This window comes from Agreia pratensis, assembly GCF_900177685.1.
GTDB lineage: Bacteria > Actinomycetota > Actinomycetes > Actinomycetales > Microbacteriaceae > Agreia > Agreia pratensis.
The window spans coordinates 275,709-296,426 of the sequence record NZ_FXAY01000002.1; the positions used below are offsets into that span (position 1 = coordinate 275,709).

Consider the following 20,718-nt stretch of genomic DNA (forward strand, 5'->3'; position numbering starts at 1 on the left):
ACACATGAAGTTCACCGACGGTTTCTGGCAGCTGCGCCCGGGAGTCACGCCTCTCTACGCCCAAGAGGCATACGACATCTGGCCCGAGGGCGAGAACGGCATCGTTGTGACGGCGCCGACCATGGTCATCGAGAAGCGTGGCGATGTGCTGAACCGCCCCGTGCTCACCGTGCGGCTATCGTCGCCGCTTCCCAACATCATCGGCGTGAAGGTCTCGCACTTCACGGGCGGTCGCGACGAGCTCGGCTTCGATCTCGTGGGTGCCGAGGAAGGACACGGCGTCGTCTCGATTACCGATGAGAAGGGCGTGCTCACCTCGGGGGCACTCAGCGTGACCGTGCAGAAGGGTGCGCCCTATGGCTTCGCCTTCGAAGCGGCCGGGCGGGTACTCACCACCGCGGGCGCGAAGTCGACCGCGCATATGCAGGTGCGACCGGATGCGCAGCTCGACGGCGCGCCGGTAGGCAATGCGCGTGGCGGAACAGCGCGCGCGTTCTCTGCGAATTACACGCTGCAGCAGCTGTCGCTCGGGGTCGGAGAGCTCGTCTACGGACTCGGCGAACGATTCGGGCCCCTGGTGAAGAACGGCCAGACCGTCGACATCTGGAACGCCGACGGCGGCACCTCCAGCGAACAGGCCTATAAGAACGTGCCGTTCTATCTCACGAACCGCGGCTACGGCGTGCTGGTCAACCATCCCGGGCACGTCTCGTTCGAGGTCGGATCCGAGGCGGTGGAGCGAGTGCAGTTCTCGGTGGCCGGCGAGGGTCTCGAGTACTTCATCATTCACGGCGAGACGCCCGCCGACATCCTCGAGCGGTACACGGCGTTGACCGGCCGACCGGCCCACGTGCCGGCCTGGTCGTTCGGACTGTGGCTCTCGACCTCGTTCACGACCTCGTACGACGAAGAGACCGTCACGTCGTTCATCGATGAGATGGCCGCGCGCGATCTTCCCGTGAGCGTCTTCCACTTCGACTGCTTCTGGATGCGCGAGTTCAACTGGTGCGACTTCGAGTGGGACCCGCGGGTGTTCCCCGACCCCGATGGGATGTTGGAGCGGCTGCACAAGAAAGACCTGCGTGTGTCGGTGTGGATCAACCCGTACATCGCGCAGCGCTCTCCGCTCTTCGCCGAGGCGAAGGATGCCGGCTTCCTCGTGAAGCGTCCCGACGGCTCGGTGTGGCAGTGGGATCTGTGGCAGGCCGGCATGGCGCTGGTCGACTTCACCAACCCCGCCGCCGCCGCGTGGTTCACCGAGAAGCTGCGTGTGCTGCAGCGCCAGGGGGTCGACGCCTTCAAGACCGACTTCGGCGAACGCATCCCGCTCGAGGTCGACTACTTCGACGGATCGAGCCCGGAGCGCATGCACAACTACTATGCGCAGCTCTACAACAAGGCCGTGTTCGAGGCGCTCGAAGATGAGCGTGGGGTGGGGGATGCCGTGCTGTTCGCCCGCTCGGCGACGGTCGGCGGCCAGAGTCTTCCCGTGCACTGGGGCGGCGACTCCACGTCGAGCTACGAGTCGATGGCAGAGACGCTGCGCGGCGGCCTGTCGCTCGCGTTCAGCGGCTTCGGCTTCTGGAGCCACGACATCGGAGGCTTCGAAGGAACGCCGGATGCCGGGGTCTTCAAGCGCTGGACCGCGTTCGGTCTGCTGTCGAGCCACAGTCGTTTCCACGGGTCGAGCTCGCATCGGGTGCCGTGGATGTTCGACGAGGAGGCTGTCGAGGTCACCCGATTCTTCACGAAGCTGAAGCTCGAGCTGATGCCGTATCTCTATGCCGCGGGGATCGAGGCCGGTCGGCGAGGAACGCCGATCCTGCGACCGATGGCACTGGAGTTTCCGAACGACAGGGGCGCCGCCTACCTCGATACCCAGTACATGCTCGGGCACGATCTGCTGGTGGCGCCGGTGTTCTCGGAGCTCGGTGAGGTCGAGTTCTACCTGCCCGCCGGCCGCTGGACGAACTACTTCAGTGGCGAGGTGGTGCAGGGCGGTGGATGGCGTACCGAGCGGCACGGCTTTCTCTCGCTGCCCCTGTACGTTCGCGAGTCGGCGGTGCTGCCCATCGGTGGGCGCACAGACCGCCCCGACTACGACTACCTCGACGGGCTCGAGCTGCGGGTGTACCCGGGACTCGACGGCGAGACCTCGCTCACGATCACGAACCCGGATGGCGCCGAAGCGACCTTCACGGTGACGCGCTCGTCGGGTACGGCCGCGGTGGCGACGGATGCCGCAGTCGAGGTCACGACCACGGTGGTGCGCTGATCGGTCGTCGGTGGTCTCGATACGCCCGCTCGTTCCTCGGGGGCTACTCGACCGGCGCGGGGTTGGTGCGCTGATCGAGTAGCCCACGCAGCGGGCGTATCGAGATGCTCAGGGGCGGGGCGCGGCCTTCGTGGGCTCGACTCCGGTGAGGGCGTGCAGTGAGGCCGTCGACGGAACCGCCGGATCGACGTTCGACGCCGTCGATGCGTCGGCCGGTGCGTCCACCGCGTGCGCATCCGGGTTCATGCTCTTCTCGTCGAACGGGTCGCGACCAGACAGCACCAGGCGCACCTGGTCTTTGTCGACCTCGCGTGTCCACGTTCCGACCAGCAGGGTCGCCACGGCGTTGCCGGTGAAGTTCGTCACGGCGCGGGCCTCAGACATGAAGCGGTCGATTCCTACGATCACGCCGACGCCGTTCACGAGGTCGGGACGGAACGACTGCAGGCCGCCGGCGAGGGTGGCGAGTCCGGCTCCGGTGACGCCCGCGGCTCCCTTCGAGGCGACCATCATGAACAGCAGCAGGCCGATCTGCTCGCCGATCGACATCGGCGTGCCCATGGCCGCGGCGATGAAGAGCGACGACATGGTGAGGTAGATCGCGGTGCCGTCGAGGTTGAACGAGTATCCGGTGGGAACGGTGATGCCGACGACGGGCTTCGAGACGCCGAGGTGCTCCATCTTGGCGATCAGGCGGGGCAGCGCAGCCTCAGACGACGAGGTACCGACGATGAGCAGGTATTCGCGGGCCAGGTACTTCATGAGCGAGAAGATGTTCACGCCGGTGACGAGCTTGAGCAGGGTGCCGAGAATGACGATCACGAAGATCGCACAGGTGATGTAGAAACCGATCATGAGGGTCGCGAGTGCCACGACGGCGCCCCATCCGGTCGAACCGACGACGCCCGCGATCGCTCCGAACGCGCCGAGCGGTGCGACCCAGAGAACCATCGACAGGATGCGGAAGATCAGCGCCTGCAGCGACTTGATCGCTCCGAGAATGGGGGCGCCCTTGTCGCCCATCTTCTGCAGCGCGAAGCCGACGAGCAGGGCCACGAACAGGGTCTGCAGAATGCTGCCGTCGACCAGCGACGAGAAGAGCGACACCGGAATGATGCCGAGGAAGAAGTCCTGCGTCGACTCGGCCACGATGTTGCTGGTGTCGTAGCTGGCCGACGAGATGTCGAGGCCCTCGCCCGGGTGCAGCAGATTGCCCACGACGAGGCCGATCGCCAGGGCGAAGGTCGACATCACGATGAAGTAGCCGAGTGCGAGCCCGCCGACCTTGCCGACGGTCGCGGCCTTCGCGATGGAGCCGACGCCGATCACGATGGTGCAGAAGATGATGGGGGCGATCATCATCTTGATGAGCCCCACGAAAGCGGTGCCGATGGGGGCCAGCGTCTTCGCGAACTCGGGGACGACGAGCCCGACGATCACGCCCGCGACCACGGCGATGATCACCGCGATGTAGAGATAGTGGTTCTTATCGAGCTTCTTACGGCTCTTGCGACCCGATGCTGCAGATGAGGTGCTCATGGAATGCCTGCCTTTGTGAGGGGCCGCCACAACGCCGTGGCGACTCTGCCTGAACTACTGACGTCATCCTGCGGGCGTCAGCTCGGCATCCGACGCTTGTGTTCATACTGTTCGCGACACGTCTGTCGGACGTGCTCGACGGCGCTGCATTCGACGTCAACGCGTGAGGCGCGTAGCGTATGTCGGCAGGACGCAGGGGAGCTTTCGATGAACGGTCGACGACGACGGGTCAGCATTGCCGCGCGGCTCTTCGCCGTGCAGGCCGTATTCGTGATCGCGGCCGTGGGTCTCGCCGTCGCCCTTCTTGCTCTGGATGCCCGTGGCCGGGCCACCGCAGACGCGTCGGCCCGCAGCATGGTCACCGCCGAGGCGGTCGCCCACAACCCGTTCGTCATCGAGGCGGTGCAGCAGCCGGATCCCTCGAGTGTGCTGCAGCCCTACGCGGTGACGCTCATGGACGACACCCACGTCGATTTCATCACCGTGATGGCGCCCGACCGCACGCGCTACACCCATCGCGATCCGGAAGAGATCGGCAAGCCATTCATCGGCACGATCGCCCCGGCGCTCGCGGGAAAGTCGTTCACCGAGACCTATACCGGCACCCTGGGACCATCGGTGCGCGCGGTCGTGCCCATCCGGGGCGACGACGGCAGCGTCACGGCTCTTGTCTCGGCCGGCATCACTCTGAGCCAGGTCGACGCCACCTTCTGGCCGCGGGTGCACCTGCTGCTGGGTGCGGGCGCGGTGATGATCGCACTGGGTGCTCTCGTCTCGTGGCTGTTCAGCCGCTATCTACGCCGGGTCACGGCCGGCCGCGGCGCAGAAGAACTCGGGCAGGTGTTCGCCTACTACGAGTCGGTTCTGCACTCGGTGCGCGAAGGGCTGGTGCTCGTCGATGCGCACGGGGTTCTGGTGCTCTACAACGACCACGCCGCCGATCTGCTCGGCCTCACCGCGGGTGGCCCCGCGCGGCCCGTCGACGAGCTCGACATCCCCGCCTCGCTCAAGGCCTTGCTGCTGCAAGACGAGGAGGCCCGCGACGAGGTCTTCGTGACCCGCGACCACGTTCTCGTCGTGAACCATCAGCCGGCCCTGCCGACCGAGGCGCAGCGCGGCGCGGGCCGCATCCGGTCGCTCGGCACCGTCACCACACTGCGTGACCGCACCGAGCTGCTGCGCGTCACGGGTGAGCTCGAGTCGATGCGAACGATGTCGGATGCGCTGCGCTCGCAGACCCACGAGTTCGCCAACCGCCTGCACACCATCGCTTCGCTGCTCGAGCTCGGACGAAGCGACGAGGCGCTGCGCTTCGCCGCCGACGAGCTCAATCTGAGCCAGCGTCTCGCCGACCGTGTGCTCGTGTCGGTCGACGAACCCGTGATCGCCGCGCTCATGCTGGGAAAGGCCGCTCAGGCGCGGGAGCGCGGGGTGGCCCTCAAGCTCGAGACACATCTCGACCCCGGCACGCAGGGCTTCGAGCCCGCCGATGTCGTGACGATTCTCGGCAATCTCGTCGACAACGCGCTCGATGCGGCCGCATCCGGGACCGCCCCGGGCGTGGAGCCGTGGGTCGAGGTCTATCTCGGCCTCGGCGACGGTGAAGACGACCTCGTCGTGCAGGTCTCGGACTCTGGGCCGGGCATCGACCACGATGCACGCGAGCGCGTGTTCGGCCGCGGCTACTCGACGAAAGAGACGGATGCCTTGGGCCGCGGCATCGGGTTGGCTCTCGTTCGGCAGACGGTCGCCCGCCTCGGCGGAACCATCGAGCTCAGCGAGCACGTGGGCGCGGTGTTCACAGTGACGCTGCCGATGACCGCCCGGGTCGACTCGTGATCGAGGGCTGGGCATGATCCGGGTGCTGATCGTCGAAGACGAGGTGATCACGGCCGAGGCGCATGCTCTCTACGTCGCACGGCTCGACGGCTTCGAGGTGGGCGGGGTAGCCCACACGGGCGCCGAAGCAGTGCGTCTGTTGAAGGCCTCTCTGGGGCAGGAGGGCGAACGCATCGACCTGATTCTGCTCGACATGAATCTGCCCGACATCGACGGTCTCGAGCTGTGCCGGCGCATCAGGGCCGGCGGTGTCGATGTCGATGTGATCGCGATAACGGCGGTGCGCTCGGCCGAGGTGGTGCGGGCATCCATCGCGGCCGGAATCGTGCAGTACCTGATCAAGCCGTTCACCTTCGGGGTGTTCACCGACAAGCTCACGAGCTATCGCGACTTCCGCAGCCTGTTCGCGCAGTCACCGACCGTGGCGAGCCAGAGGGACGTCGACGGGGCGTTCGCCGCGCTGCGCACCTCGAACGATCCCGGGCTCGGCAAGGGGCTGAGCCCGGAGACGCTCAGTGCCGTGTCGACCCTGCTCGCGGAGTCGGGCGAGGGAGTATCGGCGCGCGAACTGGCTGATGAGATCCACGCTTCGAGGGTGACTGCTCGGCGCTACTTGGAGTACCTGGCCGACTCGGGGCGTGCCGAGAGGGCGCCGCGCTACGGAACCCCTGGCCGCCCCGAGGTGGAGTACCGCTGGCGGCAGTGACGCGCGCTACTCCCGGATCGTGGTGACGACGTCGACGATCGAGGGGGCGGGCGGGGCCGACCCGAAGCCGAAAGTCACCGGCGGATGAAGCGGAGCCATCGCGCCCAGGCTCTCTCCTCCTCGGGTCACGACCGCGTCATCGAGTGCACGAATAAGCGTCACGCCGTAGAACTCCTGCCGCCCGTTGCCCGCAGATCCGGCCGTATGAACGCCCGCGACGAGTCGACTAGCGACGGGATCGATGACCCTCAGCCAGGCGGGGTGCGTCGCCACCAGCGACGGAACAACCCGCAGAAGCCGGCCGAGCGTCGAGAGGCCGCCCACGCGAATCCGCACCGACAGATCGCCCGCGGACACGGCAAGGCCGCCGTCGACGCGCCTGGTGGTGATGGGCACCACCCGTACCTCGTCGAAAGAGTAGGTCGACGAGACGAACTCGGCGATCTCGTCGCTGGGTGCGAGCAGCGTGCGGTGGCCGGAGGCGTCCTCGAGCATCACATCGGTGAAGGGGCCGAGCGGGGACTCGGCCCAGATTCCCACCACGATGCGCGTGCCGGAAGACGTGCCGAAGCCTGCGATGCGACCAGAGAAGCGGTGTTCGGTGACCATCGGGCCAGCATAAGCCGCGAGCCTTGTGTCGGAATCAGGAAACCGCGTGCGCCCGGCGCCAATCCTCTGAGCTCAGGGCCTCGCGTAACCGTTCGTGGGTTCCGCGGATGTGCTCGGCGATCAGCGCTGCGGCACGGTCGGCATCGCGCGCACGAACGGCCTCGAGGATGCGGAGATGCTCGTCTCGTGCGTGGTCGCGCGAACCGGCAGAGCTGGCCTCGAGCCAGCGGGTGCGCTCGAGGCGGCGTAGAGACGCGGCGACCGCGGTGCTGAAGAACGGGTTGCCGGCGAGTTCGGCCAGCCGCGAGTGGAAGTCGCCGCCCGCCTGCACGCTCTCGCCAGCGGCGTTCGCGTCTGCCGTCGAGGTGAGCTCGTCGGCCAAGGCGTCGAGATCGTCGTCGGATGCTCGTTGCACTGCCAGTCGCACCGCCGCGGTCTCGACAGCTTCGCGATACTCGGCGAGCTGGCCTATCTCGGCGAGGTCGATCGGCGCGACGGCGAAGCTGCGGCCGTCGCGCCGCACCAGCCCCTCGGCCTCGAGACGAACGAGCGCTGCCCGAACCGGCGTTCTGGATGCCTCGAACCGCGCCTCGAGGCCCCGCTCGGCCAGGCTCTGGCCGGGCAGTAGATCGAGAGTGAGGATCGAGGTGCGGAGTCGCTCGTACAGCTGCGTCGTCTGCGTCGTGCGCTCTGTGTCGCCTGTCATGTCTGGGTCCATCCGACCTGGAAGTAGTTCGACTTGATTGGTATACCGTAATGGTATACCAATTAACGTGCGTGCTCGAGGAGCCGCACGAAGGAGCATCCCATGACGTCGACCGTTTCGGTCCGTGCCGCCGCCGCAGGCATCCACCCCCGCGCCTGGCTCAATCTCGCGCTCGGGGTCGCCGCCCAGGCTGCGGGAACGCTCTTCATCAATACCCCCGCGTTCCTCATTCTGCTGCTGCACACCCAGCGCGGACTCACCCTCGCAGAGGCCGGGCTTCTGGCGGCGACGCCGACGGTGGGAATGGTTCTGACGCTCTTCGCCTGGGGCGCCCTCGTCGACCGCATCGGAGAGCGCTGGGTCATCGCCGTGGGCCTCGCGGTCACCGCGCTGGCAGCGTTCGCGGCAATGGCGGTCGACGGGTATGTCGCCATCGGAGCCTTCCTGCTCGTCGGAGGCATGGCCGCTGCCAGCACCAATTCGGCGAGCGGCTCCCTTGTCGTGCGCTGGTTTCCGAGCAACCGTCGGGGGCTCGCGATGGGCATCCGTCAGATGGCGGTTCCGCTTGGGGTGACGATCGCGGCGGTATCTGTTCCTGTCGCTGCCGAGAGCGGTGGCGTGCCACTGGCGCTGCTTGTTCCCGGGCTGATCGCGGCGGTCTTTGCGCTGGCCTGCGGGGTGGGTATTCGCACCGCACCGCCGGGAGCTTCGGATGCACGCCCCACATCTGCTCCGGCTGCCACGACCCCGGGCCCCGCCGCGCCGGTCACCCGAGCCGCCAATCCCTACCGGGGTAGCGCCTTTCTCTGGCGCATCCATGCGGTGTCGGTTCTGCTGGTCGTGCCCCAATTCACGGTCTCGACGTTCGGGCTGGTGTGGCTGGTCACCGAGCTCGGCTGGAAGTCACTCGCCGCGGGTGTACTCGTGGGTGTTGCGCAGTTCGTGGGCGCGATCGGACGCATTCTCGTAGGTGTGTGGAGCGACAGGCTGGGCAGTCGTGTGCGGCCGCTGCGCTGGGTCGCCCTGTCGGCCGGGCTCGTGATGCTGCTGCTCGCGCTGTCTGATGCTGCGTCGTGGGGTGCCGCCGCCGTGGTCTTCGTCATCGCCACCGTCGTGGTGGTCGCCGACAACGGACTCGCATTCACCTCGGTGGCCGAGACCGCGGGGCCGGCATGGAGCGGCCGCGCACTCGGCGTGCAGAATACGGGCCAGTACGTGGCGGCGTCGATCGTGGGGCCAGCTGTGGGGGCACTCATCGGACTGGTGGGTTATCCGCTCGCCTTCGTGGCAGTGGCTCTCTTCCCGGCTGCGGCGATCGCGCTGGTGCCTCGCATCAGCGAGGAACGCGATCGCCTCTGAATCGACGGGGGAGGCGGAGGCGGCGCTGGGCGAGCAGAATTCCGAGGAAGACGAGAACCGCGCCCAGCGGCTCATTCCACGAGAGTGTCTCGCCCAGAACCAGGATGCCCAGGGCGACTCCCACGATCGGTGTCAGGTAGGTGACCGTGGAGGTCACGGTCGGGCCCCATGTGAGAAGCACATTGATGTTCCAGAGATAAGCGAAGCCGGTGCCCATGATGCCCAGCACGAGGAGGCTGGAAATGATGGCGGGCGTGAGCTGCACCGCGCCGATCGCCACGATCGGAGTGAGCACCAGCATGATCGCTCCGCCGAGGCCGATCTGCAGAAATGCGGTGGTGACGCCGGACACGCCTCGCCCCGTGATGAAGCGTCGCAGATAGCTGAAGGTGAATCCGTAGCAGACCGCCGACCCGAGACAGGCGAGTTGGCCCGCGAGTTCGGTCACAGGTGAGCCGGCTGCGGCGGCTGTGGGCACGAAGCGCCAGGGTCCGATGATCACGACCACGCCGACGATGCCGACCGCCACGCCCAGAATCTGCGCGCGAGAGAGCTTCTCGACGCGGAACACCAGGGTTGCCATGATGGCGGTGGTGATCGGTGTGACGGCGTTGTAGATGCTGGCCAGGCCGCTCGACACGTATTGCTCTGCCCAGGCGAAGAGCAGATAGGGCAGCACTGAGCCGGAGATGGCCACCACCACGAAGTGGGCCCAGACCTTCGGTGAACGGGGCAGCGAACTGCGGGTGATCAACATCACGATGCCGAGGGCCAGGCCGCCGAGCACCAGGCGGCTCCACGCGACCTGACCGAACGATGTGCCCTCGAGGGCCACCTTCATAAAGAGAAAGCTCGCGCCCCACACGATTCCCATCGCGGCGAACTGGATGCCGGCCGAGAGGTTCGATGTGCCTTCGGTTTTAGGGTGCGTGGTGCTCATTCACTCACGGTAGCGGCAGATGGGCACTGACTCTGGCGGGATTTCGACCTCGCAGTGACGGACGAGCGCGGGAGTTCGCGCTGACCGCGGCGGCTGAGCCACCGCGACAGGCGCGAACTCCCGCGCTCGGCGGGGTACTGCTCTAGATGACCGGCGACTCGGTCTCAGGTGTGGGCGGCGTGGCTGTCGCAGTGGCCGGGCGACCGGCGCTGCTCGCACCGGTTCCTGCGGACTTGGCCGCGAGGCCTCCTCCGATGCCCGCGAGCAGTGCGCTGAGGTCGAGGCCCGTGGCCTGCTTGATGACCTCGGGCAGCTCGGTCATGTTCTGCGCCACCGACTTCGTGAGCGCGCTCGCGCCCTCGGTCGAGATGATCGAGATGTTGTCGACGTTCGACAGCGGCTCGGCCATGCGGCGGGCGACCTCGGGCATCGCGTCGATGGCCCGCGAGGCCAGCGCTTCGCGACTGAGCAGGTTCTGCGCCTCGGCGAGCGCCTTGACTGCGGCGGCCTCGGCCTCACCCTTTGCGCGGGTGGCGGCCGCATTGGCGTTACCGAGAGCGGTGATCGACTCGGCCTCGTTGACGGCGGCGGTGCGTGCCGCCTCTGCCGTCTGCTGGCGACGGTAGACCTCGACGTCGACGGCTGCCTTCTCGGTGTCGCGATCGGCCTGGGCCTTCTGCACCGCGGCGTACGCGGCGGCCTCGGCGGGCTGGCGAACCTCGATGTTGAGTCGCTGCTCGGCGACCTTGGCCTGCTCGACCACGGCCTCGCGCTCTTTGCCGGCCACGAAGGTGGCCTGCTCGGCGCGCGCCAGCTCACCCGCGGCGTTCGCCTCGGCGTTCGCCCGTTCGGTGTCGGCCTTGATGGATGCGACCCGAATGTCGAGTTCGCGCTGACGCTCGGCCGTGAGCTGCTCGTTCTCGATGCGCGACAGGGCCGCGGCGCGCACGGTCTCTGCCTCGCGAACCTCGGCGATCTGGCGGGCCTGGGCGGCCTCGGCGCGACCACGGTCGGCGAGGTACGTCGAGCCCGGTGTCTCGATTTCGCGGATGTTCAGGGTCTCGATCTGCAGACCCAGCTCGGCGAGTTCGCCCTTGGTCTCGGTGACGGCATCCTGTGCCAGCTGCGCGAAGCTCTTGACGAGCTCGTCGACCGCGCGGCCGCCGATGAGGCCACGCAGCGAGCCTTCGAGCGACTGCTGCACGATCTCGGGAAGTTTCGCCTGCTGCAGCAGGTAGCGCTGGGCGGCGCGACGCACGCCGTCTTCGCTGCCCGTGACCTTGAAGTTGACCGTGGCCTTCACCGAGGTGCGAATGAAGTTGCTGTCGATCGCGGTCACGTCGACCGAGGTCTGGTACTGCTCGAGCGAGAGCTTGAAGCCCTCCTGAAAGATCGGCCAGATGAACGTGCGCCCACCGATGATGACCTTCTGTGGTGACGTGATGCCGGAAGCCGCGTCCTTCGCCGCGCCGCGACCCACGACGATGAGTGCCTGGTTCGGCGGAACGCGTCGGATGCGGCTGGCGACGAATCCGAGCAACGCCACGATGATGACGATGACGACGACCACCGCGACGATGGACGTGTTGCTGCTGATGAAGTCCATGTACTGGGCTTCCTCTCTGTAGGGGACTGTGGTTTTAGGAGGCGGCGCTGTCTTCGACGATCGGCTCCACCTTGACCCGGTAGCCGTCTTCTTCGACGACCCGGATGCGCGTCTGCGCCGCGATGGCCGCGTCGCTGATGGCGGGTCGCCGTTCGAGTTCGCGCACGTCGTCGAGCCGCACCTCGCCGCCGACGGGGCCTGTACTCACCGTCGTGAATCCGACGAGGCCGACCGGTGAATAGTGCCCGCCGCTCTCTTGTTTGGCGATATGACTGACGAACAGCTGGATGGCGACGAGCGAGACGAGCGCGAGCCCGATCGCGATGACGTAGGTGAGCCAGGTGGGCAGGTCGTTCGAGACCGTGATGATGCCGGCGACGCCGAAGATCGACAGCCCAGCGCCGATCGCGATTCCCGAGACCAGGCCATCGCCGATGCCTATGAGGTCGAGCAGATCACCGATGATGATGCTCGTGAGCAGCAGAAGCAGGCCGATCGCGCCGACGATGAGAAACGGAAGCATGCGGCACCCTTCGTGTCGTAGCTCCTCTAGCATGCCCTACTCGGGGGTGGGCCTGCCAGGTCGGACTCCGGCTCAGTCGTAGACCCGAACCAGCGACCATTCTCTGTCGGAGGCCGACCAGACCACGTCGAAGACGAAGCTCACGCCGAGTTCGTTGGTGGCTTGGAATCGCCACCCGCGAATGATGGGCGGATGGGTGACCCGAGACCAGGCGAGATCTTCAAGGGGTGTGGGCATGTCGGAGACTCGCCATCGCCGACCGTTCCAGACCATGCGCGAGGGCACGTCGTCGTCGACCCAGAGGGAGACCGCTTCGGCCGTGTACGAAATGCTCATCCGCTTCTACTCCTTCGAATATATGTTCGAGTAACGTCGAGCATACGCACCCCTTCGCGACACGCCAAAGGTGTGTTTATTCGGAACCGAAAAGAGCTTTGTCAAGTCCCAGAAAGCGGCAGCGGGATTTTCTCTACAGTTATCCGGGCCCGCCTTTCGGGGCGCCCGCACTGAGAAAAGAGCAATGGGAAAACTGATTTACGCTCGATCCGAACTCGAGATCGACATCGCTGACCGGGCGCTGGTACACCTTCAACTCGTCATCGGGGCCAAGCTCCGCCGGGGCGAAAGTTTCTTCTTCTCATGGAAAGAAGACGTATCGGTGGGGAGCGGTCGATCGAGCATCTGGCTGACGCCGGCTCTGCCTCTCTACTTTCGCTTTCGCGAATCCAATCTGGGGTCGGTCAATCGTGAGTGGATCGAGCTCCTGGCCGCGTCTGCGAACAGTGGGCAGGGCCTGGTCTATACCGAGGAGCCAGGCGTGCCTCCCACATGGAAACCGCGTGGTCACGTTTAAGCGGATTGTCTCTCTCTGCGAAGTAGCCCGCTAGGCCTGTTGCATCGTTGTTAGGCGACGTAGCCTATGCAGGGCAACGAGCAAACGGGAGCGATCTGATGGATGACGCTGAGGAGCACGACGAGACTCCGCCCTCGCCTGCGCGGTCACGTCGGTCGATGAACTCGAAGGCGATTCCGTACGGAACCGAGGAGATGTCCGGCTTCTTCTCCGACGAGTGGGAATCGGGCTGGGAGATCAACCACACGGTCGTTCCGCCTCGCTGATCAACCCTCTGCCGAGGCCGGCGTAGCACGCAGCCCGCTGGAACCCAGGAGGCCGTCGACATCCACCCGGATCACGACCCGCATCGGGTTGACCCGCGGCTGCCGATACCTGACCGCGTACCGGGCCACGGCATCCGCAACGGCCTCGGGGTCGCGCTCGATTCGAGCCGGCCCCGACAGGGTCAGCCACCTGATGCCGTCGACCTGGCTCACCGTTGCGTGACCCGCGCGCTCGATGTTCCGCACCTTCTGGGTGCCGTCACCGGTGATGATGCGCAGCACTCCGTCGGCGTAGGTGAAGCCCACGGGCACCGAATGGATGCGGCCGCTCGGCGAGATGGTCGACAGGATGGCGAGGTGCCGCTCGGTGACGAACTGCTGGCCCTCGGCGGTCAGGGCGACTGATGTGCTCATGATCCACAGGCTACGTCAGGTGTGACCGGATGCCTGACGGGCATACTGGGCGGGTGGACGATCAGCGGCGAACAGTGTTCCAGACCAGTCTCATGAGCGCGCTTCTCGACGGCGTCTACGACGGCGATCTCACCGTGGGTGAGCTGCTCGAGCACGGCGACTTCGGACTCGGAACCTTCAACGCGCTCGACGGCGAGATGCTCGTGCTCGACGGGGTGTGTCACCGACTGCGCGCCGACGGATCGGTGGAACGGGCATCCGACGACGATCTCACGCCCTTCGCCGTGGTGATGCCGTTCGAGCCGGTCACCGGATTCGATGTCACCACGCGCATGTCGCGCGCGGACGTGGTGGCGCGCATCATCGAGCTCGAGGATTCGCAGAACTACCTGTTCGCCGTGCGGGTGCAGGGCCGCTTCGAGACCGTGACGACGCGCACGGTCAGGCGCCAGGAGAAGCCGTATCCGCCGATGCGCGAAGCGGTCAAAGACGAGGCGATCGTCACCTTCTCATCGATCTCGGGCACTGTCGCGGGCTTCCGCACTCCGCTGTACGAGCGGGGGATCGGCGTTCCGGGAGGGCACGTTCACTTCATCGACGATGAACTCTCGACCGGCGGGCACGTGCTCGACTTCGTGCTCGAGCATGGTCGGGTCGACATCTGCAAGGGCAGTGATCTGCAGCTGCGCCTGCCGCTCAGCAGTTCGTTCGGAGAAGCCGACCTCGACCCCGCCGACCTCGACGACCAGGTGCGCAACGCGGAGAACCGCTCGCCTCGCTCGTAACAGGTACCGCTGCGGACTAGAAGTACCGGCGTACCGGTACCTCTAGTCCGCAGCGGGGACAACTGACGTCAGGGGCCGCCGCGCCAATGGTCGATGCGGTGGTTGTCGGGCGAGAAGCCGTGGGCCACACCCCAGAGAACCGCCTGCGTGCGACTGGTCGCGCCGATCTTGCGATAGATGCTGCGGATGTAGCTCTTGACGGTGTTGGGGCTGAGATAGGTGAGTCGGGCCACTTCGGCATTGCTCTTGCCCTGGGTGATCAGGGCGAGAATCTCTGATTCGCGGTCGGCGATGCCCTCGCTGCGACCCGGCCAGTCGAGACCGGATGCCGGGCTCGTGCGACGGGGTGGGTCACTGACCACGGTCTCGCCCGCGTGGATGCGCTCGAGCGACGCCACCAGCTCGCGGGCCGGCAGCGTTTTAGAGAGGTAGCCGTGAACTCCCTGCTGCTGTGCGCCGGCGACGAGGTCGGGGTGGAAATTCCAGGTGTACATCACGACCTTGCCCGCTCGCGGGTTTCCGACGAGAGCGCTGATCTCGTCGTGGTCCGACTCCGGCTGAGCGAAGGAGTCGTACATCACGATGTCGACAGTGTCGCTGAGCCCCGTGGTGGCGTCGATCTCCGCCACGACGACGCGGTCGGAGTAGGAGTCGAACATGTGCGCGAGCCCGACGAGCACCACGTCGTAGTCGTCGACGAGCGCAACCGTGAGCGGTCGAGTGCTCTGCATGGGTAGAACTTACACCCCTAGGGGTGTATTTTGCCGCCCCGTTTGCTGATTGATTGGGATAACCGTCCGGCACCGGGCGGCGACACCGTGCATTCACAACGCACTTCACCTGAAGAGGTCATCACCATGCTCGGACTCATCATCAGCATCCTCGTCGTCGGCATCATCGCCGGCGCCATCGCCCGCCTCGTCGTGCCCGGCAAGCAGAACCTGTCGATCGGGATGACGATCGTGCTGGGCGTCGTCGGCTCGTTCGTCGGCGGCTTCCTCGGCTTCCTGATCTTCGGCGCCGACGCCCAGGAGGGCTTCTTCCAGCCCGCCGGCATCATCGGATCGATCATCGGCGCGATCATCGTGCTGATCATCTGGATCCAGGTGCGCGGCCGCGGCGCGAGCCGCCGCTCGTAGCCTGTTGCACAACGCGAAACGCCCGTCAGAACTCGACGTTCTGATGGGCGTTCTCTATGCAGGCGTCGGCGTAGCCTGCTCGCGCTCGAGGCGGCGGATCAGTCGATAGACGATGATGAGCGGGATGATGCCGATGACTCCGAACGACATGTCGATCAGCTGCCAGCCGAGTGGGATGCCACGAATCGAGCCGGCGATGAGGGCAAGCGGGATGATGCCCACACAGGCGATCATGCCGAACTGGACCACCCAGATGTTGCGCACGGGGTCGCGCAACGGCCCCCAGAACGCAACCGCGATCACGAGGTGGGCGAACGCCAGCCAATCTGAGGCGTAGGCGATGAATGGATAGCGGTTGTTGGTGTCGATGAGCGCGTCGCGAACGCGGTCGACCCACGTAACAAAGTCGGGAAGCAGCTGAGGAACCGGCGACCAGTCGGCGTGCAGCACGCTCGACGCGAGTCGGAGCTCGGTCTCGAGGGGGAACGCGGTGACCCCGCTGGCGATGAGGCACACGATGAAGAGCACCAGCCAGATGCGCACGCGAGTGAGAGTGGCCACGCTCCAGAGCCTAACTCGCCTCGTGCGTTGCTCAAGGTGACGGCCCGCATTGTTAGGGCGGTCTGTGAGAGCGGATGACGGGAATCGAACCCCACGACGCGAAGCGTTGTGCGTTGCTCGAGGTGACGGCCCGCATTGTTAGGGCGGTCTGTGAGAGCGGATGACGGGAATCGAACCCCACGACGCGAAGCGTTGTGCGTTGCTCGAGGTGACGGCCCGCATTGTTAGGGCGGCCTGTGAGAGCGGATGACGGGAATCGAACCCGCGCTATCAGCTTGGGAAGCTGAAGTTCTACCATTGAACTACATCCGCGTGGCCTGCGATCGAGCCGCAGGCATCCATAGCCTAACCGACGATCAGCGGCGCAGCACGACCCATTAGAGCCGTGCGACCTCGACCACGATGTCGTCGACGGCCTTGTCGTGCCAGCCCCGCAACTGCTTCGTCTGATCCCAGAAGACGGATGCGTAGGGCAGCCATGCGGTGAGCGCGGTGCCGATCGTGAAGGCGGCCAGGATCAGCTCGCGAAGCAGGGCTCGGCCGAATCCGATGGGGCCCGGCGACGAGAACCCCGTGACCTCGATGCGCATGATGCGCTTTCCGGGTGATGCTCCGCGGGCGCCCACCATCCAGGCCACCACGACGAACCAGCTGAGGCTGACCGCTCCGACTCCGACGAAGGCCAGAGCGACGACGAGTCCACCCGCCTCTGGCCTCGACGACGCCGAAGCGGCCGCGGGCCACACGAAGAGCAGTGCGGCCGCGGTGGTGATGAGAATCGTGATGGCCCTGTCGATGAGGAACGCCCCCGCGCGCCGACCGATCGGTGCTGGTGTGCGCGTCGTCGTCATCGTGGGAAGCGGGCGCCACCCTGGAGCGCCCGGAGGAGTCGGGTGCCCGATCGCCGCAGCGGGAGCAGCGGGAGCGGTGGGCGCAGGCGGCGCTGCGGCATCCGGGTAGGCGGGCGGTGCGACAGGCGTACTCGGGGCTCGCGCCACCGTCTGGTCTGTCGGTGCTTCGTCGGGCGCTTCGGTGGGCATCGACGCCGGATGCGACGGGGCGGGTGCCCAGTCGAACACCGGCACGGCCGCGGGGCGGGTCGGCGGCTCCGCCAACGTCGGCGGCAACGACACGACGAGTCCGGCGTCGGCGTCGGCGGCGGCCACGGGAACCGGCGCGGCGAACCCAGAAGCGACGGCGGCGCGGGGCTCTGTCATCGGCTCGGGTGCGGGCCCGGCATCAGACAGCGACAACTCCACCGACTCCGAACGCGGTTCTTCTGCGAGCACTCCGAAGCGGTCGGCGAGTTGAGTCTCGACGACCTCGCCGAGCAGCTCGAGCAGGTCGACGATGCGCTCCTCGACCACAGGGTCGCGGCTCGTCACGGCGATCGACTCGCCACGGGCATCCGGACCTGTGGCACTCGCACCGGCGACCCCACCCGCGCCATGCCCATCACCGGATCTGCCGATGACGCGCATGCAGGTCACCCAGAGTTCGTCGACCGTGCTGACTGTGAGCTGATCGACGATCTCACGGCCGATGCGCACGCGGGCATCGTCGCCGAGTCGATCGAGGAGCGTGGGCCACGCCGATCGCTGGGTCTCATCGCCGAGCTCGGGGTATCGCCCAGCACGGATCTCGCTGAGCACGACATTCTGCACGCTTGTCAGCAGAGCCGCCCAGAGCGGGTCTGAGTCGAGTCCTCTGAGCTCCGAGGGGAGCGTCGACCGTGCGGAGAGCGCCCGGGAGAAGAGGTCGACGGCATCCATTCGACCACCATAGTGCGAGCGTTCATCAGCTCGGCAGGGGTGTGCACTGGCTAGGCTATGGCCGTGCTGCTATCCGATCGTGACATCAAAGCCGAACTCGACGCGGGCCGTATCGGCCTCGACCCCTACCAGCCCGAGTTGATCCAGCCGTCGAGCATCGATGTGCGCCTCGATCGCTTCTTCAGGCTGTTCGACAACCACAAGTACCCGTTCATCGACCCGGCCGAAGACCAGCCCGAACTCACGAGGTTGATCGAGGCCAAGGCAGACGAGCCGTTCATCCTTCACCCGGGGGAGTTCGTTCTAGGCTCCACCTTCGAGCTCGTCACACTGCCCGACGACGTGGCGGCGCGGCTCGAGGGAAAGAGCTCGCTCGGCCGACTCGGACTGCTCACCCACTCGACCGCAGGGTTCATCGACCCCGGATTCTCGGGTCACGTGACCCTCGAGCTGTCGAACGTCGCAACGCTGCCCATCAAGCTCTGGCCAGGCATGAAGATCGGCCAGCTCTGCTTCTTCCGCCTGTCGAGCCCGGCGGAGAAACCCTACGGCTCCACTGAGTACGGTTCGCGCTACCAGGGTCAGCGCGGCCCCACGGCCTCGCGTTCGCATCTGAACTTCCACCGCACCGACGTCTCACGCGACTAGGCAGAGGCGCATGCGCGCCTGCTTCAGGCTAGATCGCCGAGGCGGGTGCGGCCGTGCTCTGGCGCTCGATCAGGGTGGTCGGGATAACGGCCACTCCGCGCGAGGTGCCGGAGCCGTCGATCTGGTCGAGGAGCTTCTCGAGGCATAGCCGGCCGACAGCGCTGAAGTCCTGGTGCACGGTCGTCAGCGGCGGCCAGAACGAGCTCGCCTCTTGCATATCGTCGAAACCGACGACGCTGATGTGGTCGGGCACGGCGATGTCGTTCTCGTGAAAGGCCCGCATCAGCCCGAGCGCCATCTGGTCGTTCGCCGCGAAGACGGCCGTGACGTCGTCTCTCTTCGCGAGTTCGAGACCGTGGAGGTAGCCGGAGTTCGCTGTCCAGTCGCCGATCAGAACCTCGGGTACCTCGGCGCCCGCCGCGACCAGAGTCGCCTCCCAGGAGTCTCGGCGCCGGGACGCGCTGAAGGAACCCTCTGGCCCGGATACATGCCAGACGGTGCGGTGGCCGAGTTCGAGCAGATGCCGGGTGGCGTCGCGGGCCCCGGCTGCCTGGTCGGTGTCGACGACGCTGTAGGTGTCGCCCGCGTCGGAGTCGACGATCACAACGGGCAGGCCCGTGGGCAGTGACACATCTGATCGGTCGAGGATGTGGGACTCGACGATCACGATGGCGCCGTCGACGGCATGCTCGCCAAGGCGGCTGAACGCCCCGAGCAGCTCTACCTGGGTGGGCAAGGCGATGGGGATCAGAGTGATGGAGTAGCCGGCCTGGGCTGCGGCGGTCGCGATCGCGTCGAGGGTTCGCATGTTGCCGAAGGTCGACAGGGTGAACATGATGACGCCGATCGACTTGAAGCGCCCGGTCTTCAGAGCGCGAGCCGCACTGTTCGGTCGGTAGCCGATCTCGTTCATGGCCGCCACGACGCGATCCTTGGTCGATGGGTCGACGTTGGTCAGCCCGTTCGCCACCCGTGAGACGGTCTGGGCGGAGACTCCCGCAAGCGCCGCCACGTCGGCCATCGACGGCCCCCGCGGTGGGCGCTGCTGCGCATCAGAGACGACACTGTCTGACCGAGAGTTCACTGTTCTCCGAAATCTGCACGCGCCGAATCCCAGCTGCCCGTGCTAATTGTTTGCGTAAACATGCTAGCGTGATTGAATCGTGTTTGCGTAAACATCCGAACCTAGCGGATGAACGCTCACCCCCGACGCGAGACTCAAGAGAAGAATGAGAATGTGAAATGACGACGGTGTCACAGGATCCGCCCAAGGCGGTCGCGGGACGGCTGGGCCGAGGGTCAGCCTCGCACAAGGCGAAGCTGGATTGGACAGGCTGGAAGTTCATCGGCCCGTTCATGCTCATCTTCGCGTTCGTGCTGATCGCACCCGTCGTCTACTCGATCTACCTGAGCTTCTTCAAGGATCAGCTTGTCGGCGGCAATTCCTTCGTGGGGTTCGCCAACTACATCCAGGTGCTCGGCGACTCCAAGTTCTGGGAGTCACTCGGTCGGGTGTCGATCTTCCTCGTCGTGCAGGTGCCGATCATGCTGCTGCTCGCGCTGTTCGCGGCCCTCGCGATCGACAGCGCGCGTCTGCACTTCCCGGCATTCTTCCGCATCGGAATCTTTTTGCCCTACGCCGTGCCTGCCGTCGTCGCGACGCTGATGTGGGGATTCATGTACGGTGTGCGCTTCGGCCTCGTCGCCAACATCAACGACTTCTTCGGTATCTCGCTGCCCGACCCGCTCTCGAACGAGTGGGTTCTGGCCTCGATCGGAAACATCGTCACGTGGGAGTTCGTCGGCTACAACATGCTGCTCTTCTATGCGGCTCTCCGGGTCATTCCCACCGACCTCTATGAGGCGGCAGAGCTCGACGGCGCCAACCATCTCCGCATCATCCGCAACATCAAGCTGCCGGCGCTCCGGCCCGCCATCGTGATCGGAACGATCTTCTCGATCATCGGCAGCTTCCAGCTCTTCAACGAGCCGAACATCTTGAAGCCCCTGGCGAAGAACACCATCGTCACGTCGTTCACGCCGAACATGTATGCCTACAACCTGTCGTTCTCTGGCCAGCAGTACAACTACGCGGCCACGATAGCGATCGTCATGGGTGTCGCCACCGCCGTGATCGCTCTCGTCGTTCAAAATCGCGGCTCGCGAAAGGAGGTCTGA

General features: G+C 66.1%; 22 protein-coding genes and 1 tRNA gene. 10 read left to right on the forward strand and 13 right to left on the reverse strand.

Going from position 1 to position 20,718, the window contains the following annotated elements; genetic code table 11:
* The first annotated feature begins 4 nt into the window (after positions 1-4).
* Entirely contained in the window at positions 5-2,275 is a 2,271-nt protein-coding gene (gene yicI / locus B9Y86_RS06725; RefSeq protein WP_085484306.1) for an alpha-xylosidase, read from the forward strand.
* A gap of 108 nt (positions 2,276-2,383) precedes the next feature.
* Here the strand turns inward: yicI and B9Y86_RS06730 are convergent, their stop codons facing one another.
* Complete coding sequence (locus B9Y86_RS06730; RefSeq protein ID WP_085484308.1) at positions 2,384-3,814, reverse strand: cation:dicarboxylate symporter family transporter; 1,431 nt, start codon at positions 3,812-3,814, stop codon at positions 2,384-2,386.
* A 207-nt stretch (positions 3,815-4,021) separates the two neighbouring features.
* On the opposite strand from B9Y86_RS06730, the gene B9Y86_RS06735 reads away from it, so the two are divergent.
* Together B9Y86_RS06735 and B9Y86_RS06740 are read left to right on the forward strand one after the other, a co-directional pair.
* Positions 4,022-5,653 carry a sensor histidine kinase gene (locus B9Y86_RS06735; protein WP_085484310.1) on the forward strand — a complete coding sequence of 544 codons (1,632 nt, stop codon included), beginning with the start codon at positions 4,022-4,024 and terminating at the stop codon, positions 5,651-5,653.
* Between the two features lie 13 nt (positions 5,654-5,666).
* Positions 5,667-6,359: a response regulator gene (locus tag B9Y86_RS06740; protein WP_085484312.1), complete on the forward strand. Its 693-nt coding sequence runs from the start codon at positions 5,667-5,669 to the stop codon at positions 6,357-6,359.
* A 6-nt stretch (positions 6,360-6,365) separates the two neighbouring features.
* Here the strand turns inward: B9Y86_RS06740 and B9Y86_RS06745 are convergent, their stop codons facing one another.
* Positions 6,366-6,968 (reverse strand): hypothetical protein, encoded by a 603-nt coding sequence (locus tag B9Y86_RS06745; RefSeq protein WP_085484314.1) that lies wholly within the window; start codon positions 6,966-6,968, stop codon positions 6,366-6,368.
* A gap of 34 nt (positions 6,969-7,002) precedes the next feature.
* Positions 7,003-7,674, reverse strand: coding sequence for a GntR family transcriptional regulator (locus tag B9Y86_RS06750; protein ID WP_085485281.1), 672 nt, complete (start codon positions 7,672-7,674; stop codon positions 7,003-7,005).
* 102 nt (positions 7,675-7,776) lie between these two features.
* Between B9Y86_RS06750 and B9Y86_RS06755 the strand changes: the two genes are divergently transcribed.
* Positions 7,777-9,033: an MFS transporter gene (locus B9Y86_RS06755; protein WP_085484316.1), complete on the forward strand. Its 1,257-nt coding sequence runs from the start codon at positions 7,777-7,779 to the stop codon at positions 9,031-9,033.
* Here B9Y86_RS06755 and B9Y86_RS06760 read toward each other — a convergent pair.
* The 4 genes from B9Y86_RS06760 to B9Y86_RS06775 all read right to left on the reverse strand — a co-directional run bounded on the left by B9Y86_RS06760 (position 9,008) and on the right by B9Y86_RS06775 (position 12,438).
* Positions 9,008-9,973, reverse strand: a complete 966-nt coding sequence (locus B9Y86_RS06760) for a DMT family transporter (protein WP_228515670.1) — start codon at positions 9,971-9,973, stop codon at positions 9,008-9,010. The two genes, B9Y86_RS06755 and B9Y86_RS06760, sit on opposite strands and share 26 nt — an antisense overlap.
* A gap of 142 nt (positions 9,974-10,115) precedes the next feature.
* A complete protein-coding gene (locus tag B9Y86_RS06765) occupies positions 10,116-11,579 on the reverse strand; it encodes an SPFH domain-containing protein (protein WP_085484318.1) in 1,464 nt (487 codons plus the stop codon).
* A gap of 34 nt (positions 11,580-11,613) precedes the next feature.
* The gene (locus tag B9Y86_RS06770; protein ID WP_085484320.1) at positions 11,614-12,102 is read right to left on the reverse strand and encodes an NfeD family protein; all 489 of its coding nucleotides are present in this window, start codon (positions 12,100-12,102) and stop codon (positions 11,614-11,616) included.
* Between the two features lie 72 nt (positions 12,103-12,174).
* Positions 12,175-12,438, reverse strand: coding sequence for a hypothetical protein (locus tag B9Y86_RS06775; protein ID WP_085484322.1), 264 nt, complete (start codon positions 12,436-12,438; stop codon positions 12,175-12,177).
* Between the two features lie 184 nt (positions 12,439-12,622).
* Between B9Y86_RS06775 and B9Y86_RS06780 the strand changes: the two genes are divergently transcribed.
* Together B9Y86_RS06780 and B9Y86_RS17505 are read left to right on the forward strand one after the other, a co-directional pair.
* On the forward strand, positions 12,623-12,955 hold the full coding sequence (locus B9Y86_RS06780) for a DUF7882 family protein (protein ID WP_085484324.1): 333 nt from the start codon (positions 12,623-12,625) through the stop codon (positions 12,953-12,955).
* 98 nt (positions 12,956-13,053) lie between these two features.
* On the forward strand, positions 13,054-13,221 hold the full coding sequence (locus tag B9Y86_RS17505; protein ID WP_176223287.1) for a hypothetical protein: 168 nt from the start codon (positions 13,054-13,056) through the stop codon (positions 13,219-13,221).
* Here the strand turns inward: B9Y86_RS17505 and B9Y86_RS06785 are convergent, their stop codons facing one another.
* Positions 13,222-13,635 (reverse strand): PPOX class F420-dependent oxidoreductase, encoded by a 414-nt coding sequence (locus tag B9Y86_RS06785; RefSeq protein ID WP_085484326.1) that lies wholly within the window; start codon positions 13,633-13,635, stop codon positions 13,222-13,224.
* 29 nt (positions 13,636-13,664) lie between these two features.
* On the opposite strand from B9Y86_RS06785, the gene budA reads away from it, so the two are divergent.
* Positions 13,665-14,420, forward strand: a complete 756-nt coding sequence (gene budA, locus B9Y86_RS06790; RefSeq protein ID WP_085484328.1) for an acetolactate decarboxylase — start codon at positions 13,665-13,667, stop codon at positions 14,418-14,420.
* A 68-nt stretch (positions 14,421-14,488) separates the two neighbouring features.
* On the opposite strand, the gene B9Y86_RS06795 is transcribed toward budA, so the two are convergent.
* Positions 14,489-15,151, reverse strand: coding sequence for a response regulator transcription factor (locus tag B9Y86_RS06795; RefSeq protein ID WP_085484330.1), 663 nt, complete (start codon positions 15,149-15,151; stop codon positions 14,489-14,491).
* Between the two features lie 87 nt (positions 15,152-15,238).
* Between B9Y86_RS06795 and B9Y86_RS06800 the strand changes: the two genes are divergently transcribed.
* A complete protein-coding gene (locus B9Y86_RS06800) occupies positions 15,239-15,559 on the forward strand; it encodes a GlsB/YeaQ/YmgE family stress response membrane protein (protein WP_323743543.1) in 321 nt (106 codons plus the stop codon).
* Between the two features lie 54 nt (positions 15,560-15,613).
* On the opposite strand, the gene B9Y86_RS06805 is transcribed toward B9Y86_RS06800, so the two are convergent.
* From B9Y86_RS06805 to B9Y86_RS06815, 3 genes are all read right to left on the reverse strand, one after another.
* A complete protein-coding gene (locus tag B9Y86_RS06805; RefSeq protein WP_085484334.1) occupies positions 15,614-16,120 on the reverse strand; it encodes a hypothetical protein in 507 nt (168 codons plus the stop codon).
* A 241-nt stretch (positions 16,121-16,361) separates the two neighbouring features.
* A tRNA-Gly gene (locus B9Y86_RS06810) sits at positions 16,362-16,432 on the reverse strand.
* A 65-nt stretch (positions 16,433-16,497) separates the two neighbouring features.
* Entirely contained in the window at positions 16,498-17,892 is a 1,395-nt protein-coding gene (locus B9Y86_RS06815; RefSeq protein WP_085484336.1) for an RDD family protein, read from the reverse strand.
* A gap of 63 nt (positions 17,893-17,955) precedes the next feature.
* Here B9Y86_RS06815 and dcd point away from each other — a divergent pair, with 63 nt between their 5' ends.
* A complete protein-coding gene (gene dcd, locus B9Y86_RS06820; protein ID WP_085485285.1) occupies positions 17,956-18,540 on the forward strand; it encodes a dCTP deaminase in 585 nt (194 codons plus the stop codon).
* A 28-nt stretch (positions 18,541-18,568) separates the two neighbouring features.
* Here the strand turns inward: dcd and B9Y86_RS06825 are convergent, their stop codons facing one another.
* Positions 18,569-19,624 (reverse strand): LacI family DNA-binding transcriptional regulator, encoded by a 1,056-nt coding sequence (locus B9Y86_RS06825; RefSeq protein ID WP_425319465.1) that lies wholly within the window; start codon positions 19,622-19,624, stop codon positions 18,569-18,571.
* 158 nt (positions 19,625-19,782) lie between these two features.
* On the opposite strand from B9Y86_RS06825, the gene B9Y86_RS06830 reads away from it, so the two are divergent.
* Entirely contained in the window at positions 19,783-20,718 is a 936-nt protein-coding gene (locus tag B9Y86_RS06830) for a carbohydrate ABC transporter permease (RefSeq protein ID WP_085484339.1), read from the forward strand.